Raw genomic sequence first — 16,061 nt, 5'->3', positions numbered from 1 at the left:
TCCAAAAGTCAGCCTTGAATCTGATTTGCCTCGCGATGGGAATCCCAAACCGTTAAATTGTCACTGCAGCCTAGAGCGTTTCACCGTTTCACGGAAACGGCGAACCGCTCTATCTCTTTGTTTACGCAATTCCGGACGGAAAACCGCTCACACTTTTCCTGGAATTGCTCTAGGCACAGGCTTGGCGCAGCCTTCAGGCTCTGATCTACGAGAGATCCGGTCTGCGAGAATAGCCGTTCCGAAGCTGCAACTCCGGTTTTGGTTAAAGACGCTATTCCAGCCGCCTTGGCCGCGTGCCGATTAATTGGCCGCAGCGTTGCGTGGGGCTTCAACCACCACGCTCAGCTCGTATGCGCGACGAGCTTTTCCACCGTCTCGGGGAAGAAATCAGGCGCCGAGCGGCGCTTGCCGAACATCATGTCGTATTGGATGAGGCGGAAATCGTTGATTTTCGGATCGATCTTCTTCTGCCTCGCCCAATCCGGCGCCGCTTCGCCCGAAGGCGACAGGAGCAGGTTCCGGTCGACCACCCGGTAATGCTCGCGCAGCGCGCCGAGGAAGCCGGTGTAATAGGGGTGGGTGATGCCGGCCGTGGTCAGGATGTGGTAGGGCAGGAAGGCCGGGCTGACCGGGCCCAGGTTCTGCACCGGGCCGGAGCGGTTCGACCAGATGACCAGCGGCGTGTCGTGGTGCTCGAGCGCGGCGCCGGCCGTCGGTTCCTTGCGCGGCGCGACATTGTCCTTGAGGAAGCCGGTCTCGACATAGACCGGTCCGAGCGGCGGCAGGTGGTCGCCGAAGAAGGCGATGATGGTCGGGCGCTTACGCTTCTTCGCCCAGTCGATCAGCCGCTGCAGGCCGCGGTCGGCGTCGGCCGAGCCCTCGGTGTAGGAAAGCAGCGATTCCCGCGCCCAGGAACTGATCGGCGCGTCGACCGAATGCGTCGGATTGTAGTAGCGGTAGGGCTCGTAAGGGCCGTGGTTCTGCAGGCTGACGGCGAACAGGAACACCGGATCGTCGCTTGCGTCGGCCTCCCGGATGATCTCGTCCGTCATCGCCGCGTCCGAAGCCAGCGGCCCGCGCTTCTCCATCGGCGGCAGCGTCTCTTCCGAGCCGAAATCGTTGAAGCCGAAATCGGCATAGACGGCGCCTCGGTTCCAGAACCAGTTGGTGCCGGGATGGATGGCGCGCGCCCGGTAGCCCTCGCTCTTCAGGAAGGTCGCCAGCGAGGGCGTCGGGGTGCGCACATATTGCTGGTAGGGGATCGAGCCGGCCGGCAGGAAGGCGTTGGAAAAGCCGGTCAGCGCCTCGAATTCGATATTGGCGGTCATGCCGCCGAACTCGGGCGAGAACATCGAGCCGGAGCGCAGGGCGCGCACCGTCGGGATCGGGTCGGGCTTGATGCTGACGCCGGGCAACTGCGTCGGATCCCAGAAGGACTCACTCATCACAACCACGATATCCGGCTTCTCGTCCGGCACTGAAGCGGCGACGTCGGGCCGCTGGATCGCGTCCATCGTCTTTTGCGAATAGCCGGGCGGCGCCGAGACATGCGCCATCGGCACGTTCATCGCGAAGGCCAGCGCAAAGCCGTTGGATGCGTAGTTCTCCTTCTGGTCCCACATGATCGGGATGATCTGCAGCCGGTCGCGCGTCCACGAGAAGGTGGCGTAGTCCATGATCGAGACGAAGAAGGCGAGCAGCGGCACGGCAAGCGCCAGCCGCGCCAGCCGGCCCTTGCGGCTGAGGATCGGCACACGCCGGCGCCAGGTCCGCCAGCAATAGACGAGCAGCGTCAGGCTGCCGATGATGGCGGCGGCCAGCATGATGGCCGTCCACGGCCGTTCGCGCACCAGAAGCGGCATCAGCGCCACGATCTGGCGGGCAAACAGGAAATCCGTCGGATAGAGCGGGTCGCCGAGATAATGCGATTTCTGATGGCCGACAAAGGCAAGCGCCAGCGTCAGCGGCGCCACGATCATCAGGCTCTGGTGGCTGCGGCCCAGTATGGCGTCAAGCCCGACCAGCACCAGCGCGAAGACGACGATTGTGGTCCAGCCCGGCTTGAAGGGCTGCAGGAAGAAATCGACCGTGCCGAAGAAATCGCCGCGCACGATCCATTCGATCGCGAAGACGAGCAGGGCCGCCGCCAGAACTGTAGTCAGGCCATAACGTACGGTCGGCCAGGCTCGTCCGGGCAGATAGCCGGTGGACGGATCGTCTTCCAAAAAGCCCGGCACGGGCTTGGCCGCGCCTTTTCTGATCCTTGCCACTCTGTTTTCCCCCGGCCCACGCAACACGCCTTCCACGCCCGTCACGCTTCTGTCATCGAAGTGTCACGCAAAGCTAGCGCCTGTGGCGGAAATAAGAAGAGCCAGCAAACCAAACGTGAGCGGTTTTCATCAGGTGTGATCGCCAAAAAGCCTTTCGGAACAGGGAGTCAGCTACGTTTTCCGGCTGAAATGAGGGCCGAAGAGGCGTCCGCGGGCTTGACTTGGCCGTCCGCCTTGCGCCAGAGGCAGGGAAAAACCAGCCTCTGGAGAGACTTCAATGGCCGTCGCGTTCACCTTTCCGGGACAGGGCAGCCAGGCCGTCGGCATGGGCAAGGACCTCGCCGATCAATTCCCCGAAGCGCGCCTCGTCTTCGAGGAAGTGGACGCCGCGCTCGGCGAAAACCTGTCGAAATTGATCTGGGAAGGGCCGGAAGAGACGCTGACGCTGACCGCCAACGCGCAGCCGGCGCTGATGGCGGTGTCCCTGGCGGCGATGCGGGCGCTCGAAGCGCGCGGCTTCTCGCTGAAGGACAAGGTGGCCTATGTGGCCGGTCATTCGCTGGGCGAATATTCCGCGCTTGCCGCGGCCGGCTTCGTTTCGATCGGTGACGCGGCGCGGCTGCTCAGGACCCGCGGCAACGCCATGCAGGCTGCGGTGCCGGCCGGCGAGGGCGCCATGGCGGCCATCATCGGGCTGGAGCAGGTCGATGTCGAAGCGGCTTGCGCGGAAGCGGCCAAGGGCTCCGTCTGCCAGGTCGCCAACGACAATGGCGGCGGCCAGCTGGTGATTTCGGGCGCCAGGGCGGCGGTCGAGCTGGCGGCGAAGCTGTGCACCGAAAAGGGCGCCAAGCGGGCGCTGATGCTGCAGGTGTCCGCCCCCTTCCACTCGGCCCTGATGGCGCCCGCGGCCGAGACCATGCGCGAGGCGCTGGCCGGCGTGGCGAAGCAGGCGCCGGTGGTCCCGGTCGTCTCCAACGTGACGGTGACGCCGACCAGCGACCCGGACGAGATCGCCCGCCGGCTGGTCGAGCAGGTGACCGGCCGCGTGCGCTGGCGCGAGACGGTGGAATGGTTCGGCGCCAGTGGGGTGTCGAGCCTTTACGAAGTCGGCGCCGGCAAGGTGCTGTCGGGCCTTGCGCGCCGCATCAACCGCGACATCGCCACGGGCGCCGTCGGCACGGCGGCGGAAGTCGAGGCGGCACTGGCGGCGCTCGCCTGACAGGCTGGCGATTTGACGGCACCTGTGCCAAGGGTGCCTCTCTGAGATCAGGAGAAAAAAATGTTCGAACTGACCGGCCGCAAGGCGCTTGTCACCGGAGCATCGGGAGGCATCGGCGAAGCGATCGCCAGGGTGCTGCACAGCCAGGGCGCGATGGTCGGCCTGCACGGCACGCGCGTTGAAAAGCTCGAGGCGTTGGCCGGCGAGCTCGGCGATCGTGTAAAACTCTTTCCGGCGGATCTGACGAACCGCGATGCGGTCAAGGCGCTCGGCCAGAAGGCGGAGGCGGACCTCGAGGGCGTCGACATTCTGGTCAACAATGCCGGCATCACCAAGGACGGCCTTTTCGTGCGAATGTCGGACGCCGACTGGGATTCCGTGATCGAGGTGAACCTCACCGCCGTGTTCCGTCTCACCCGCGAGCTGACGCATCCGATGATGCGCCGCCGTCACGGCCGTATCATCAACATCACCTCGGTGGTCGGCATCACCGGCAATCCCGGCCAGACCAATTACTGCGCTTCCAAGGCCGGCATGATCGGCTTTTCCAAGTCGCTGGCGCAGGAGATCGCCACCCGCAACATTACCGTCAACTGCGTCGCTCCGGGCTTCATCGAATCGGCCATGACCGACAAGCTCAACGACAAGCAGAAAGAGACGATCATGGCCGCCATCCCGACAAGGCGCATGGGCACCAGCGCCGAGGTCGCGTCCGCCGTCGCCTATCTTGCTTCCAATGAGGCGGCTTACGTCACCGGCCAGACCATTCATGTGAATGGCGGCATGGCGATGATCTGAGGGGGGTGATCTAAGGGGCCGGGACCGGGCGCCTGTGAAAACAGCCATTTCGGCTTGGACGCCCGTCATTTTTCGTGTAATGCGGCCCGCAACCCGGCGGTTCGGGCAAAAACCGGTCCTGTGGCGTGCGTTGCCCGCAAGACCATCTTTCAGCTTGATTAGCGGCATTCCGCCCGCTAACGAAGATAGACAACATAAGACGAGGATTGCCGAAATGAGTGACACCGCAGAGCGCGTCAAGAAGATCGTCATCGAGCATCTCGGCGTCGATGCCGATAAGGTGACGGAGCAGGCGAGCTTCATCGACGATCTGGGCGCGGACAGCCTCGACACGGTCGAACTCGTTATGGCGTTCGAAGAGGAATTCGGCGTCGAAATTCCGGACGATGCCGCCGAGACCATCCTCACCGTCGGCGACGCCGTGAAGTATATCGACAAGGCCTCGGCCTGAGTTCTTTCGCAGGCATCACCGGGGAGGACCTGCGATGAGGCGTGTCGTCGTCACGGGCCTTGGCCTGCTTTCACCGTTTGGCATGGGCGTCGAGCATAGCTGGCGGGAATTGCTTTCCGGCCGCAGCGCTTGCCGCCGCGTCACCGAATTCGAGGTGGACGATCTTGCCTGCAAGATCGCCCACATCATCCCGCGCGGCGACGGCTCGAACGGAACCTTCAATCCGGAGGCTGTGCTCGAGCCGAAGGAACTGCGCAAGATCGGCGATTTCATCCTGTACGGCATCGCGGCCGCCGACGAGGCGCTGGCCGATTCCGGCTGGAAGCCGGAGACGCATGAGGACCAGTGCGCCACCGGCGTGCTGATCGGCTCCGGCATCGGCGGCATCGACGGCATCGCCGAAAACGCGATGATCCTGAAGGAACGCGGGCCGCGCCGCATCAGTCCCTTCTTCATCCCCGGACAGATCATCAACCTGGTTTCGGGCCAGGTTTCCATCCGTCATGGCCTCAAGGGCCCGAACCATGCGGTGGTCACCGCTTGCTCGACCGGCGCGCACGCCATCGGCGACGCCGCCCGGCTGATCATGTGGGGCGATGCCGACGTCATGGTGGCGGGCGGCGCCGAAGCACCGATCACCCGGCTGTCGATCGCCGGTTTTGCAGCGTGCCGGGCACTCTCCACCGAGCGCAACGATGCGCCGGAGACCGCTTCGCGTCCCTATGACCGCGACCGCGACGGCTTCGTCATGGGCGAGGGCGCCGGCGTGGTCGTGCTGGAAGAGCTCGAGCACGCCAAGGCGCGCGGCGCCAAGATCTATGCGGAAGTCACCGGCTATGGTCTGACCGGCGACGCCTACCACATCACCGCCCCCGCCGAGGACGGCGACGGCGCCTTCCGCTGCATGACGGCGGCGCTGAACCGGGCGAAGCTTTCGCCGGCCGATGTCGATTACATCAATGCCCATGGCACCTCGACGATGGCCGATACGATCGAGCTGGGCGCGGTCGAGCGGCTGGTCGGCAATGCCGCCTCGAAGATCTCGATGTCGTCGACCAAGTCGTCGATCGGCCATCTGCTGGGCGCCGCGGGTGCCGCGGAAGCGATCTTCTCGATCCTCGCCATCCGCGACAACGTCGCGCCCGCCACTATCAATCTCGACAATCCGGAACGCGAGACGGCGATCGATCTCGTGCCGAACAAGCCGCGCCAGCGTCAGATCGACGTCGCGCTGTCGAACTCCTTCGGCTTCGGCGGCACCAACGCCTCGCTCGTGTTCCAGCGTTACAATGGCTGAGTAGCAACCCGAGCAGTCCCACGGAGCCTGCGCGGTTTCCCCTCCGGATTTGCTCGGAGTCAGACTAATCGGCAGTCCGCCAACTGCCGTCATTTTTGCCAAATTCGCCCCTAGCTTTTCGGCGGGGGATTCGTTGCAAGATCAGACGGCAGGGCGTCATGAATACTAATCCGAGCGACGGGGAATTCGGACGGCAAGGCGCGAAGGGGCCGATCGTGCCGAAGACCGCGGCCGAGGCGCTGCGTCCGGAAGCCGGCACGCCGCCGCCCTCGAAGCGTTCGCGCGCCTCGCGTAGCCAGGTCGTCGTGTTCCTGAATTTCTTCCTCTCCCTGGTGATTCTCGTGGTGCTTGCCTCGGGTGTGGCGCTCTATTTCGGCATGCAGGCTTTCATCGAGCCCGGTCCGTCCGCCAATGGCGATACCTTCATGATCAAACCGAACACTGGCGTGCAGGAGATCGCCGACCAGCTCGAGCGCCGCAGCCTGATCAGCGATGCCCGCATCTTCCGGCTCGCCGTGCGCGCCACCGGCAATGAATCGGCGTTGAAGGCCGGCGAATACGCCATCAAGCCGCGCGCTTCGATGCGCGACATCATGGAGCTCTTCAAGAGCGGCAAGTCGGTGATGTACTCGCTCACCATTCCCGAAGGGCTGACGGTCGAGCAGGCGCTGCAGCGCGTGGCCGAGCAGGAGGCGCTCACCGGCGACATGCCGGCGACCTTGCCGCCGGAGGGCAGCATCGCCACTGACACGCTGCGCTTCACCCGCGGCGCGACAAGGCAACAGATGGTCGACAAGCTGATCGCCGACCAGAAGAAGCTGGTCGAGGAGGTCTGGTCGCACCGTGCCCCCGACCTGCCGATCGCCAATATCAACGACTTCGTCACGCTCGCCTCCATCGTCGAGAAGGAAACGGGCAGGAGCGACGAGCGTTCGCGGGTCGCCGCGGTGTTCCTCAACCGCCTGGCCAAGGGCATGCGGCTGCAGTCCGACCCGACCATCATCTACGGCCTGTTCGGCGGCAAGGGAAAGCCCGCCGACCGGCCGATCTATCAGTCGGACCTCGACAAGCAGACGCTTTACAACACCTACATGATCAAGGGCCTGCCGCCGACGCCGATCGCCAATCCGGGCCGTGCGGCGCTCGAAGCGGTCGCCAATCCATCGAAGACCGACGATCTCTATTTCGTTGCCGACGGCAATGGCGGCCATGTTTTCGCGGCGACGCTGGAAGAGCACAACCAGAACGTCGCCCGCTATCGGGCGCTGCAGAAAAAGCAGGCGGATACCGCCGCCAAGGCTTCCGGCCAGACGACGGCGCCGGCCGCGCCCGATGGCAACGCCGACGGCGGCGACGCTGGAGACAATGGCGCCAGCGGCGAAAACGGTGACGCCGGTGGCGACGCAGCGCAGTAGGCGCAATGCATGTCGCCCAAAAGTGCGCAGCGGTTTTGGGACAACGACTTGCATCAACAAAAGCATGTCGCCCAAAAGTGCGCAGCGGTTTGGGACAACGACTTGCATCAACAAAAGCATGTCGCCCAAAAGTGCGCAGCGCGGTTTTGCGACAACGGCTTGCATCTAGCCGAAGCACGCGTCCTTTGACGCGAGGCTGTATTCATGTTTTTAGGGGACGCCGGCCGATCGTCCGGCGATTTCTGGGACGAGCAGCGCTGGGCCCGCTTACCTTGGCTGCAACAGGGGGACGACAGGTCAATGAGCCTGCAAAGCATGACCGGTTTTGCGCGATCCGCCGCCGAGAGCGACGGCACCTCGATCGCCTGGGAGGTGAAATCGGTGAACGGCAAGAGCGCCGAGGTGAGGCTGAGATTGCCACAGGGATTCGACCGGCTAGAGACGGCCGTCCGGCAGACCGTTCAGAAGCGTTTCGCGCGCGGCAATTTCCAGGCGACGCTGACCGTCGGCCGCGCCGCCGCAAGGCAAATCCAGCCGGTGGTCAACGAGGCTTTCCTCAAAGACCTCGCGGGGTTGGCAAAGCGCTTGCAGGAGCAGTTCGGCACCCAGCCAGCCACCGCCGACGGCCTGCTCTCTTTGCGCGGCGTGCTCGACATTCCCGAAGCTGTCGAGACCGAGGAGGAGCGGGTGGTCCTCGATGCCGCGATCCTGTCGGCGCTCGAGGCGGCGCTTGGCGGGCTGGAACAGGCGCGCCGCAGCGAGGGCGCGGCACTTGGCGCGCTGCTCGCCGGCCACATCGACGCCATCGAGGCGCTGACGTTGAAGGCCGAGGCCGATCCCTCGCGGGAGCCCGCCGCGATCCGCGAGCGCATTGCCGAGCAACTGCGTCTGCTGATGGATGCCTCGGCCAATCTCGATGCCGTCCGGCTGCACCAGGAAGCGGCCTTCCTCGCCACCAAGGCCGATATCCGCGAGGAGATTGACCGGCTGAAGACACATGTCGCATCGGCGCGGGCGCTGCTCAAAAGCGGCACGGCCGTTGGCCGCAAGCTCGATTTTCTCGCGCAGGAATTCAACCGCGAATCGAATACTTTGTGCTCCAAGTCGAACGCCGCCGCGGTCACTGCGATCGGGCTGGAGCTCAAGGCGGTGGTCGACCAGTTTCGCGAGCAGGTCCAGAATCTGGAGTGACGGGAATGGTTGCCAAGGAGCCGACGGCCGCCAGGGATCTGGGGTCCCGCATCCGCCGCCGCGGATTGATGCTGGTGCTGTCTTCGCCGTCGGGCGCCGGCAAGTCGACGATCGCGCGCAACCTGCTGGAAAAAGATTCAAGTCTGGAGTTGTCGGTATCTGTTACCACACGGCCGCGCCGCGGCTCGGAGATCGATGGCGTCCACTACCATTTCACCACCATGCGTGAGTTCGAGCGGCTGCGCGATTCCGACGCGCTGCTCGAATGGGCGGAGGTTCACGGCAATTGCTATGCGACGCCGCGCGAGCCGGCGGAGGTGGCGCTGGCCGAAGGCCGCGACATGCTCTTCGACATCGACTGGCAGGGCGCCCAGCAGCTCAAGGAGAAGATGCGCGCCGACATCGTCTCGATCTTCATCCTGCCGCCCTCGATGAAGGAATTGAAGGCGCGCCTGAAGCGCCGCGCCGAGGACCAGGAATCCGTCATCGAGACCAGGCTGAAGAACGCCCGCCTTGAGATCGAGCATTGGAAGGAATACGACTTCGTCATCGTCAACGACGATCTCGACCGCGCCTTCGCCGAGGTGCGCGCCATCGTCACCGCGGAGCGGCTTCGCCGCGACAGGCGGCCCGGCCTGTTCGATTTCATCTCGGGACTGCTGGACGAGAAGACCGGGTGAGCGAACTTTCCTTCGCCCCGTTTACGGGGAGAAGGTGGCCCGAAGGGCCGGATGAGGGGTAAGAGTCATCCTTTGCAGGTTCGCGCTGCCCCTCATCTGCCTGCCGGCATCTTCTCCCCGTAAACGGGGAGAAGAGAACTACACCGCGTTCGTCAGCCTCACAAACTCTTCCACGCTGAGCGTTTCCGCCCGCCGCGTCGGATCGATGCTCGCCCTTGCCAGCAGCGCCTCGCCGCCCAGGCTCTTCACGCTTTGCCTCAGCATCTTGCGGCGCTGGCCGAAGGCGGCTTCGGTGACGCGGCCAAGCTTTTTCGCGTCGGCGGGCAGGGGAAACGGGCGCGGCACCAGATGCACCACGGAGGAGGTGACCTTTGGGGGCGGCGTGAAAGCCTGCGGCGGCACGTCGAAAGCGATTTTTGCTTCCGTGCGCCAGCCGGCCAGGACGCCGAGCCGGCCGTAGGCATCGCTGCCCGGACCCGCGGTGATACGCTCCGCCACCTCGCGCTGGAACATCAGCGTCATCGACTGGTAGAAGGGCGGCCAGTCGGCAACGGTTAGCCAGCGGATCAGCAGCTCGGTGCCGATATTGTAAGGCAGGTTGGCGGCGATCTTCACCGGCCCACCGTTCGCTGCGCCGGCAAGTGCGGCAAAATCCGTCTTCAGCGCATCGCCGGGAATGACCTCGAGCCGGTCGGGATAGTGACTGGAAACCTCGGCCAAAGCTTCGAGGCAGCGCTCGTCGCGCTCGATGGCGATCACCCGCCGCGCGCCGTTGAACAGCAGCGCCCGCGTCAGTCCGCCTGGGCCCGGACCGACCTCGATCACGGTCGCCTCGCCGAGATCGCCGGCGGCGCGGGCGATCTTGCTTGTCAGGTTGAGGTCGAGCAGAAAATTCTGCCCGAGCGCCTTCTTGGCTTGCAGCCCATGCCGCTCGATCACCTCGCGCAGCGGCGGCAATCCGTCGATCGTGGTGCGCCCGTTCAATGGAGCCTCATGCGCCGGCGGCCCGCCGCCCGCTGTCGGCCAGCCGGCGCGCCAGCCTCAGCGCGGCGATCAGGCTGTCGGCGCGCGCCATGCCCTTGCCGGCGATGTCGAAAGCGGTGCCGTGATCAGGCGAGGTTCGGATGAAGGGCAGACCCAGCGTCACGTTCACCGCCTCGTCGAAGGCCAAGGTCTTGGCCGGGATCAGCGCCTGGTCGTGATACATGCAGAGCGCCGCGTCATAGGAGGCGCGCGCACGCGGATGAAACATCGTGTCCGCCGGCAGCGGCCCGGTCGCGTCGATGCCTTCAGCCTTCAGCATCTCGACTGCCGGGGCGACGATCGCAGCATCCTCGGAGCCCATGGCGCCGCCTTCGCCGGCATGCGGGTTGAGCCCGGCGATCGCAAGTCTCGGCCGGGCGATGCCGAACCGGCTCTTGAGATCGGCGGCGGTGATGCGCGCGGTCGCGGCGATCAGCTCCGTCGTCAGCATCTTTGGCACGTCGGCCAGCGCGATATGGATGGTGACCGGAATGGTGCGCAGATCAGGGCCCGCCAGCAGCATCACCGGCATCACGTCCCTGCCGGTGTGGCGCGAGGCCAGATGCGCCAGATATTCGGTGTGGCCGGGAAAGCCGAAACCGGCATCATAAAGCGGCTTCTTGGCGATCGGGCAGGTAACTATCGCGGCGGCGCGGCCGGCGAGGCAGTCCGCGACGGCCCGGTCGATCGCTTCGATGGTGCCGGCGGCGTTGGCCGGGTCCGGTTCTCCCGGGCTGTCGACATGGCGTGCATCGAGCGGCACGACGGGCAGGGCCCGGGCAAAGTGGTGCGCTGCCTGTCCCGGCAGCGTCTCGACGATCGCGACGTTTGCGCCGACTAGGCGCGCGCGGGCTTCGATCAAAGCGGGGTCGGCGATGAGATAGAAGGGCGGCACGCCGGCGCTGTCGCCCGCCTGCCAGGCGGCGATAGCGATCTCGGGTCCGATGCCCGAGGGGTCGCCGACGCTGAGCGCAAGCGGGGCATCGGCTTTCTGTCCGCTCATGCGAATTCGCGGACTGGGCCGCTGACGCAACGGCGGAAGGAGAACTTGTTGCGGTGTCGCGGCACGCTTGTCGCTCTAGCGTTCGACGATCTTGGCCTTCTGGCGCAGTTCGGCGACGTATTTCTTGCTGAGCTCTTCAGCGTCCTTGTCGTTGCTGCCCTCGGCCTGGAACACCATCTGCGCGGCCTTGTCGTCGGAGACCTCGCGCGAGGAACAGACGCCGATGAACTCGACGCCACGCTCGGTCTCGCGGGTCGGCGTAGCGCCACCGGTCTTGGTCGCCTTGATCTGCTCGGCCCAGTCGGACGGCAATTGCGGCGCCAGAAAGCGGCCGAGGTCGCGCACGGTGACGTCGAGCAGGCCCTTGGCGAACTCGCGCGTGGTGTTGCAGCCATTGAAGCGGGCGCGCATGGCGTCGGCTTCGCGCTTGCGTTTGGCGAGCGTGGCGGCGCGCTCCGATGCCGGCACGACGAAGATCACCTGCTGCAGCATGTATTCCGTCGCTGTCGGCTTGGCGCCGCCCTTGTCGAGCATGCGCCGCACGGCGTCCTGCTCGGTCACCGAGCCGCCTTCGCCGGAGCGGTAGCGCGCGCCGAGCGCCTGGTTCCACGCCATCTGGGCGCGGATGAATTCCTTGAAATGCTCCTTGGTGACGCCCGATTGCGCCATGATCGCGTCGAGCCTCGCCAGCGGCATCTTGTTGCCCGACGCGAAGCGCTGATAGGCGGCGTCGACCTGCTGGTCGGTGATGCGGATGCCGAGCCGCTTGGCTTCGGCCAGCCGCAGCGTCTGGTCGATCATCTCCTCCTTCGCATCGCCTTTCTTGTGCTGCAGCTTGAAGAAGGCGGCGCGGTGCGCGATGTCGCCGGTGGTGATCGGTATGCCATTGACGATGTACTTGATCTCAGCAGCAAAAGCGGGCTGCACAACAGCCGTGACCGGAACCGTGATCGCCGCCACCAGAAGCGCGAAGCCCGCTGAAAACAGGTATTTCCTCATCTTGCCTTCCCAATTTTCCCCACCACGACGGCGCCGCGCGTCCTCCGAACGCCTGCGCGATGCAGTCGACCCCATGCCCGTCTTATGCGGCGAAACGATGTCGCCGGCGCATGGCCCTGACAATCAAGCCCATTTTCGAAGGAACCCGCTCCAAATCAAGACCAAAGCCCCACATCAGCGCCCCAGCCGACGCGCGGCTCGCAGGCCGAGCGTCTGCCGCCTGGTCACTGGATGGTATCGACAGCGCTTGTTGACGAACCGAAATCGCCGAGCGTGCGGAACGACAGGTTGAAGCCGATGTTCTGCGACACTTCCTTGGTGACGGTGTCACGCGTCTGCGAATACGTCATGATGTAGGTGAAGCAGGAATCGTTATAGGCGAAGCCGACACCATCCCTGACCAGCACATTGTTCTCGATGTCGTAGGTGCCGGTGCCGAACAGCCGCCAGTTCTGCGCCAGATGTGTCGAGGCGCCGAGCGTGACCTCGTGACGGTCGGTGGTGAAGCCATAGAGCGGCTGCGCCTCGATGAAGGCATATTTGGCGCTGAGCGAAATCGGCAGGCTGGAATAGGCAGCCTTCACTTCGGCGCGCCTGACCTCCCAGGTCTGCTCGTCGAAACGACCGCTCAGCGACCCGGAGAAACCGCTCGGGCTGTTGAAGCCGACAAGGCCGACATAGTCCGAGGTCCGCTTGTCCAGGCCGGACTCGGCCCCGACATTGACGAGATCGGGCGCGGCAAAGGAATTTTCGCCGGCGAGCTGGTAGGACTGGCCGAAGATGGCGTTCGTGGCCCAGCCATTGTCATAGGCGCCCGAGTAGCGGAAGCCGACATTGGCGCGCGTGCCGCCTTCGATCCGGTCATAGCCGGAGAATTTATCCCGCTCGAACAGCGTCGTGGCGTCGAAGACGAAGCTCTGCGCGTCTTCGTTGGGGACGGCCAGTCCGCCGACATATTGCTCGTTCGGACGCACGAAGACCTGCGCTGTCGGCTCAAGGATATGGCTGGAACTGGGCATCGAGAACAGGAGCGGCCACCGCGCCTCGAGGCCGAGCGTGGCCATGTAGCGAGCGAGCGAGGAACGCATGTCCTCGCCGGGTGTGCCTACCACGGGATTGTTAGCCATAGACGTAATTGCGTCAAGCGAAGCCGAATTCGCGTTGACGTAGCCGGCGTCGCCGCGGAACGCCAGCAATGGCGTCAACTGCAGGCCGTCATCCGTGGTGAAGGTACGCTTCCATTCGGCTTCCGCGCTCAGCCGGCTTGATTGGCCCTCTACGCCCGGGACGCGCAGAACCGAGCCTCCGTCGAGAGTTTCGTCCAGCCGATTGCGGCTGATCACGCGCGCGTTGACGTTGAACGACAGCTGGCCGCCGGCCACCGGCGTGTCGGGGATATAGGCGTAGTCGAAGGACGGCAGCACCCAGGGCTGCTTGGCACCGCGCGCCGTCGGATCGCTGGAAAGCGTGTCCTCCTGCACTTCGAAGCGCATGGCCCGGACGTCGAAATAGTTGCGGTCGCTCAAGCCTGTCAGATAGATCGACGACTGGTGGACGAGGTCGCTGTAGCCGTCGATGTTATAGGTGCGCGAGAAATTCTTGTCGGTCTGCAGCAGCACGTCCCAGCCGAAATCCCAGCGCTCGTTGATAGCGAACTGGCCCCTGGTGCCCATCATGCCGCGGAACTTGTTCGGATCGTTGGCAGGGCCGGAATTCACATTATGGCCAGCGGCATCGATAAACGCGTCGGGATCCTGCTGATTGATGCCGGCGATCTTCAGCGTGTACTGGCCGTTGTTGAAACGCTGGCGCCACTCGGCCTCGCCGAGGAAACCCTGCTTGGTATAGCCGCTGCCGGTGACGGTCAGGTCATAGGTCGGGGACAGGGCGAAATAATAGGGAACTTTGACGCCGACGCCGAGATGGTTGTTGTAGACGATGCCGGGGATCAGGAAGCCGCTCTTGCGCTTCACCGTCGGGTCGGCGATCTCGAAGGCCGGCAGGTAGGCGAGCGGGAAGCCGAAGAATTCGAAATTCGAGTTCTCGAAGCGGACCGTCTTTTTCTCGCCGTTCCAGATGATCTTCCGCGCCTTGACGCGCCAGGTCGGGGCTTTGTCCGGCTTGTCCTCGCAAGGTTCGCAGGCGGTGTAGACGCCGTTGTGGAAGGTGGTGAGAACGCCGCCCATGCGCTCGGCGCTCTCGGCGGCGAAATAAGCCTTGTCGATCGTCTCGACGCGCAGCGCGTTGAGAAAACCGTCGGCGAAATCGTCGGTGATGTCGATATGGTCGGAGTTGACCTTGGTGCCGTCGCTGTTGATCAGCTCGACGGCGCCGCTGGCGACGAGCCGTTTGGTGTCGCGGTTGTAAACCACGCGCTGGGCGACCAGCTTGTTGCCGCCATAGTCGATCTGCACGCCGCCGACGGCCGTCACCGTATGCTTGTCATTGTCATAGACAAGCGTATCGGCGGCCAGCAGCATCTGCGAACCGGACGGGACGGGCTTGGCAGTAATCTGCTGCGCCAGCGCGGGTGCCATCGGCACCGCACAAGCGAACAGACATGCCAAAGCGGTCGCCCCATAGAGGCGTGCCAAACCGGCCTGCCTATGGCTGCGCAAAACCGCCTCCCTCACTAGCCGTCTTCCTTGTATAGCAGAAACGTCACCCCAAAGAACATAGCCACGACAACCGGAACCCATGCAGCCACCACCGTAGGCACGAATCCGGCTACACCGAATGCCTTGACCAGTACCGAAACGACATAAAGCAGAAAGCCGGCCACGACGCCACCCAGAATCATCGTTGCCGACTGTCCCATTCGCGCAAATCGCATTGAAACTGTTGCGGCAATTAGCGTCATGGCCACGAGAAGGAACGGCAACGCCACCAGCGAATCAAATTGCATGGCGAAGGCATTGGCCTTCAACCCGAAGGAGCGGGCGACCTCGATCTTGCGCGGCAGTTCGTAGAAAGGGATCGTTTCCGGGCGCGCTAGGCGCTCCTGGACGAATTCCGGCTTGAGATTGGTCGGCACCTTGTCGGAGGCCAGCGTCTGGATATTGCCGCCCTTGAAGACCTTGACGTCCTGCAATTCCCAGTAGCCGTCGCGCAGGAAAGCCTTGGCGGCATCCTTGCGCTCGGCGATGTTGCCCTGCGGGTCGAGGATGAAAAACACCGCGTCCGCCATCTCCAGCCCCTGGTTGAGGATGGCGCGGGCGCCGATGATGGTGTCGCCCGATTCGGTCTTTTGCCTGAGCCACGGCGTAACGTTGGTGGTGACGGCATTCGACTTGCCGGCCCTGAGGTCGTTCTCCATCTGCTCGGACCAGGAAAAGCCATGCGCGGCGATCGGGTTGATGATGGCGACCGACAGCACGCCGAACATCAGCGCGCCGACGCAGCAAGGGAACAGGAACTGCCAGGCCGACACGCCTGCCGAACGCGCGATGACCAACTCATAGCGGCGGTTGAGCGACACCAGCGTCGCCATCGCCGAGAACAGCCCGACGAACGGCACCGTTTGCAGCATGATCATCGGCATCCTCAGGGCCGAAATGGCGAAGGCTATGCCGTAGGTGAAGCCGGGCAGCCCGGTCGTGCGGCCGGAAAGCTCGGTAAAGTCGATCAGGAACACCAGCGCCAGCAGGCCCAGGAAGAACCAGAAGGTGATCGAGACGTAGCGGAAGAAGAAATAGCGGCCCAGCGTCCAGCCCAT

13 protein-coding genes are annotated in these 16,061 nt (G+C 64.4%); 7 read left to right on the top strand and 6 right to left on the bottom strand.

The features are described 5' to 3' along the window. Positions 1-341: 341 nt before the first annotated feature. A complete protein-coding gene (locus FJW06_RS18810; protein ID WP_181178424.1) occupies positions 342-2,270 on the bottom strand; it encodes an LTA synthase family protein in 1,929 nt (642 codons plus the stop codon). A 277-nt stretch (positions 2,271-2,547) separates the two neighbouring features. Here FJW06_RS18810 and fabD point away from each other — a divergent pair, with 277 nt between their 5' ends. From fabD to gmk, 7 genes are all read left to right on the top strand, one after another. Next, complete coding sequence (gene fabD / locus FJW06_RS18805) at positions 2,548-3,489, top strand: ACP S-malonyltransferase (RefSeq protein WP_140753705.1); 942 nt, start codon at positions 2,548-2,550, stop codon at positions 3,487-3,489. A gap of 60 nt (positions 3,490-3,549) precedes the next feature. After that, positions 3,550-4,287 carry a 3-oxoacyl-[acyl-carrier-protein] reductase gene (gene fabG / locus FJW06_RS18800; RefSeq protein WP_140753704.1) on the top strand — a complete coding sequence of 246 codons (738 nt, stop codon included), beginning with the start codon at positions 3,550-3,552 and terminating at the stop codon, positions 4,285-4,287. 214 nt (positions 4,288-4,501) lie between these two features. Further along, a complete protein-coding gene (locus tag FJW06_RS18795) occupies positions 4,502-4,738 on the top strand; it encodes an acyl carrier protein (RefSeq protein ID WP_006203723.1) in 237 nt (78 codons plus the stop codon). 34 nt (positions 4,739-4,772) lie between these two features. Beyond that, positions 4,773-6,035: a beta-ketoacyl-ACP synthase II gene (gene fabF, locus FJW06_RS18790; RefSeq protein WP_140753703.1), complete on the top strand. Its 1,263-nt coding sequence runs from the start codon at positions 4,773-4,775 to the stop codon at positions 6,033-6,035. 158 nt (positions 6,036-6,193) lie between these two features. Next, complete coding sequence (gene mltG, locus FJW06_RS18785; protein ID WP_140753702.1) at positions 6,194-7,450, top strand: endolytic transglycosylase MltG; 1,257 nt, start codon at positions 6,194-6,196, stop codon at positions 7,448-7,450. Positions 7,451-7,750: 300 nt separating this feature from the next. Beyond that, complete coding sequence (locus tag FJW06_RS18780) at positions 7,751-8,641, top strand: YicC/YloC family endoribonuclease (protein WP_140753701.1); 891 nt, start codon at positions 7,751-7,753, stop codon at positions 8,639-8,641. A gap of 5 nt (positions 8,642-8,646) precedes the next feature. Next, positions 8,647-9,321 carry a guanylate kinase gene (gene gmk, locus FJW06_RS18775; RefSeq protein WP_040984645.1) on the top strand — a complete coding sequence of 225 codons (675 nt, stop codon included), beginning with the start codon at positions 8,647-8,649 and terminating at the stop codon, positions 9,319-9,321. A gap of 138 nt (positions 9,322-9,459) precedes the next feature. Here the strand turns inward: gmk and rsmA are convergent, their stop codons facing one another. The 5 genes from rsmA to lptG form a co-directional block, all read right to left on the bottom strand. Next, positions 9,460-10,305: a 16S rRNA (adenine(1518)-N(6)/adenine(1519)-N(6))-dimethyltransferase RsmA gene (gene rsmA, locus FJW06_RS18770; RefSeq protein WP_140753700.1), complete on the bottom strand. Its 846-nt coding sequence runs from the start codon at positions 10,303-10,305 to the stop codon at positions 9,460-9,462. Between the two features lie 7 nt (positions 10,306-10,312). Further along, positions 10,313-11,347 carry a 4-hydroxythreonine-4-phosphate dehydrogenase PdxA gene (pdxA, locus tag FJW06_RS18765; RefSeq protein WP_140753699.1) on the bottom strand — a complete coding sequence of 345 codons (1,035 nt, stop codon included), beginning with the start codon at positions 11,345-11,347 and terminating at the stop codon, positions 10,313-10,315. Between the two features lie 75 nt (positions 11,348-11,422). Continuing rightward, positions 11,423-12,346, bottom strand: a complete 924-nt coding sequence (locus FJW06_RS18760; RefSeq protein ID WP_140753698.1) for a peptidylprolyl isomerase — start codon at positions 12,344-12,346, stop codon at positions 11,423-11,425. A gap of 224 nt (positions 12,347-12,570) precedes the next feature. Then, on the bottom strand, positions 12,571-14,979 hold the full coding sequence (locus FJW06_RS18755; RefSeq protein WP_181178422.1) for an LPS-assembly protein LptD: 2,409 nt from the start codon (positions 14,977-14,979) through the stop codon (positions 12,571-12,573). After that, positions 14,979-16,061: an LPS export ABC transporter permease LptG gene (lptG, locus tag FJW06_RS18750; protein WP_140753696.1), complete on the bottom strand. Its 1,083-nt coding sequence runs from the start codon at positions 16,059-16,061 to the stop codon at positions 14,979-14,981. Before lptG ends, FJW06_RS18755 begins: the two co-directional genes overlap by 1 nt.

It is taken from the genome of Mesorhizobium sp. B4-1-3 (assembly GCF_006439355.1).
In the GTDB taxonomy this organism is placed as follows: domain Bacteria; phylum Pseudomonadota; class Alphaproteobacteria; order Rhizobiales; family Rhizobiaceae; genus Mesorhizobium.
The sequence above is the reverse complement of the archived record's forward strand: the minus strand, read 5'-3'. Positions and strand labels throughout refer to the sequence as shown.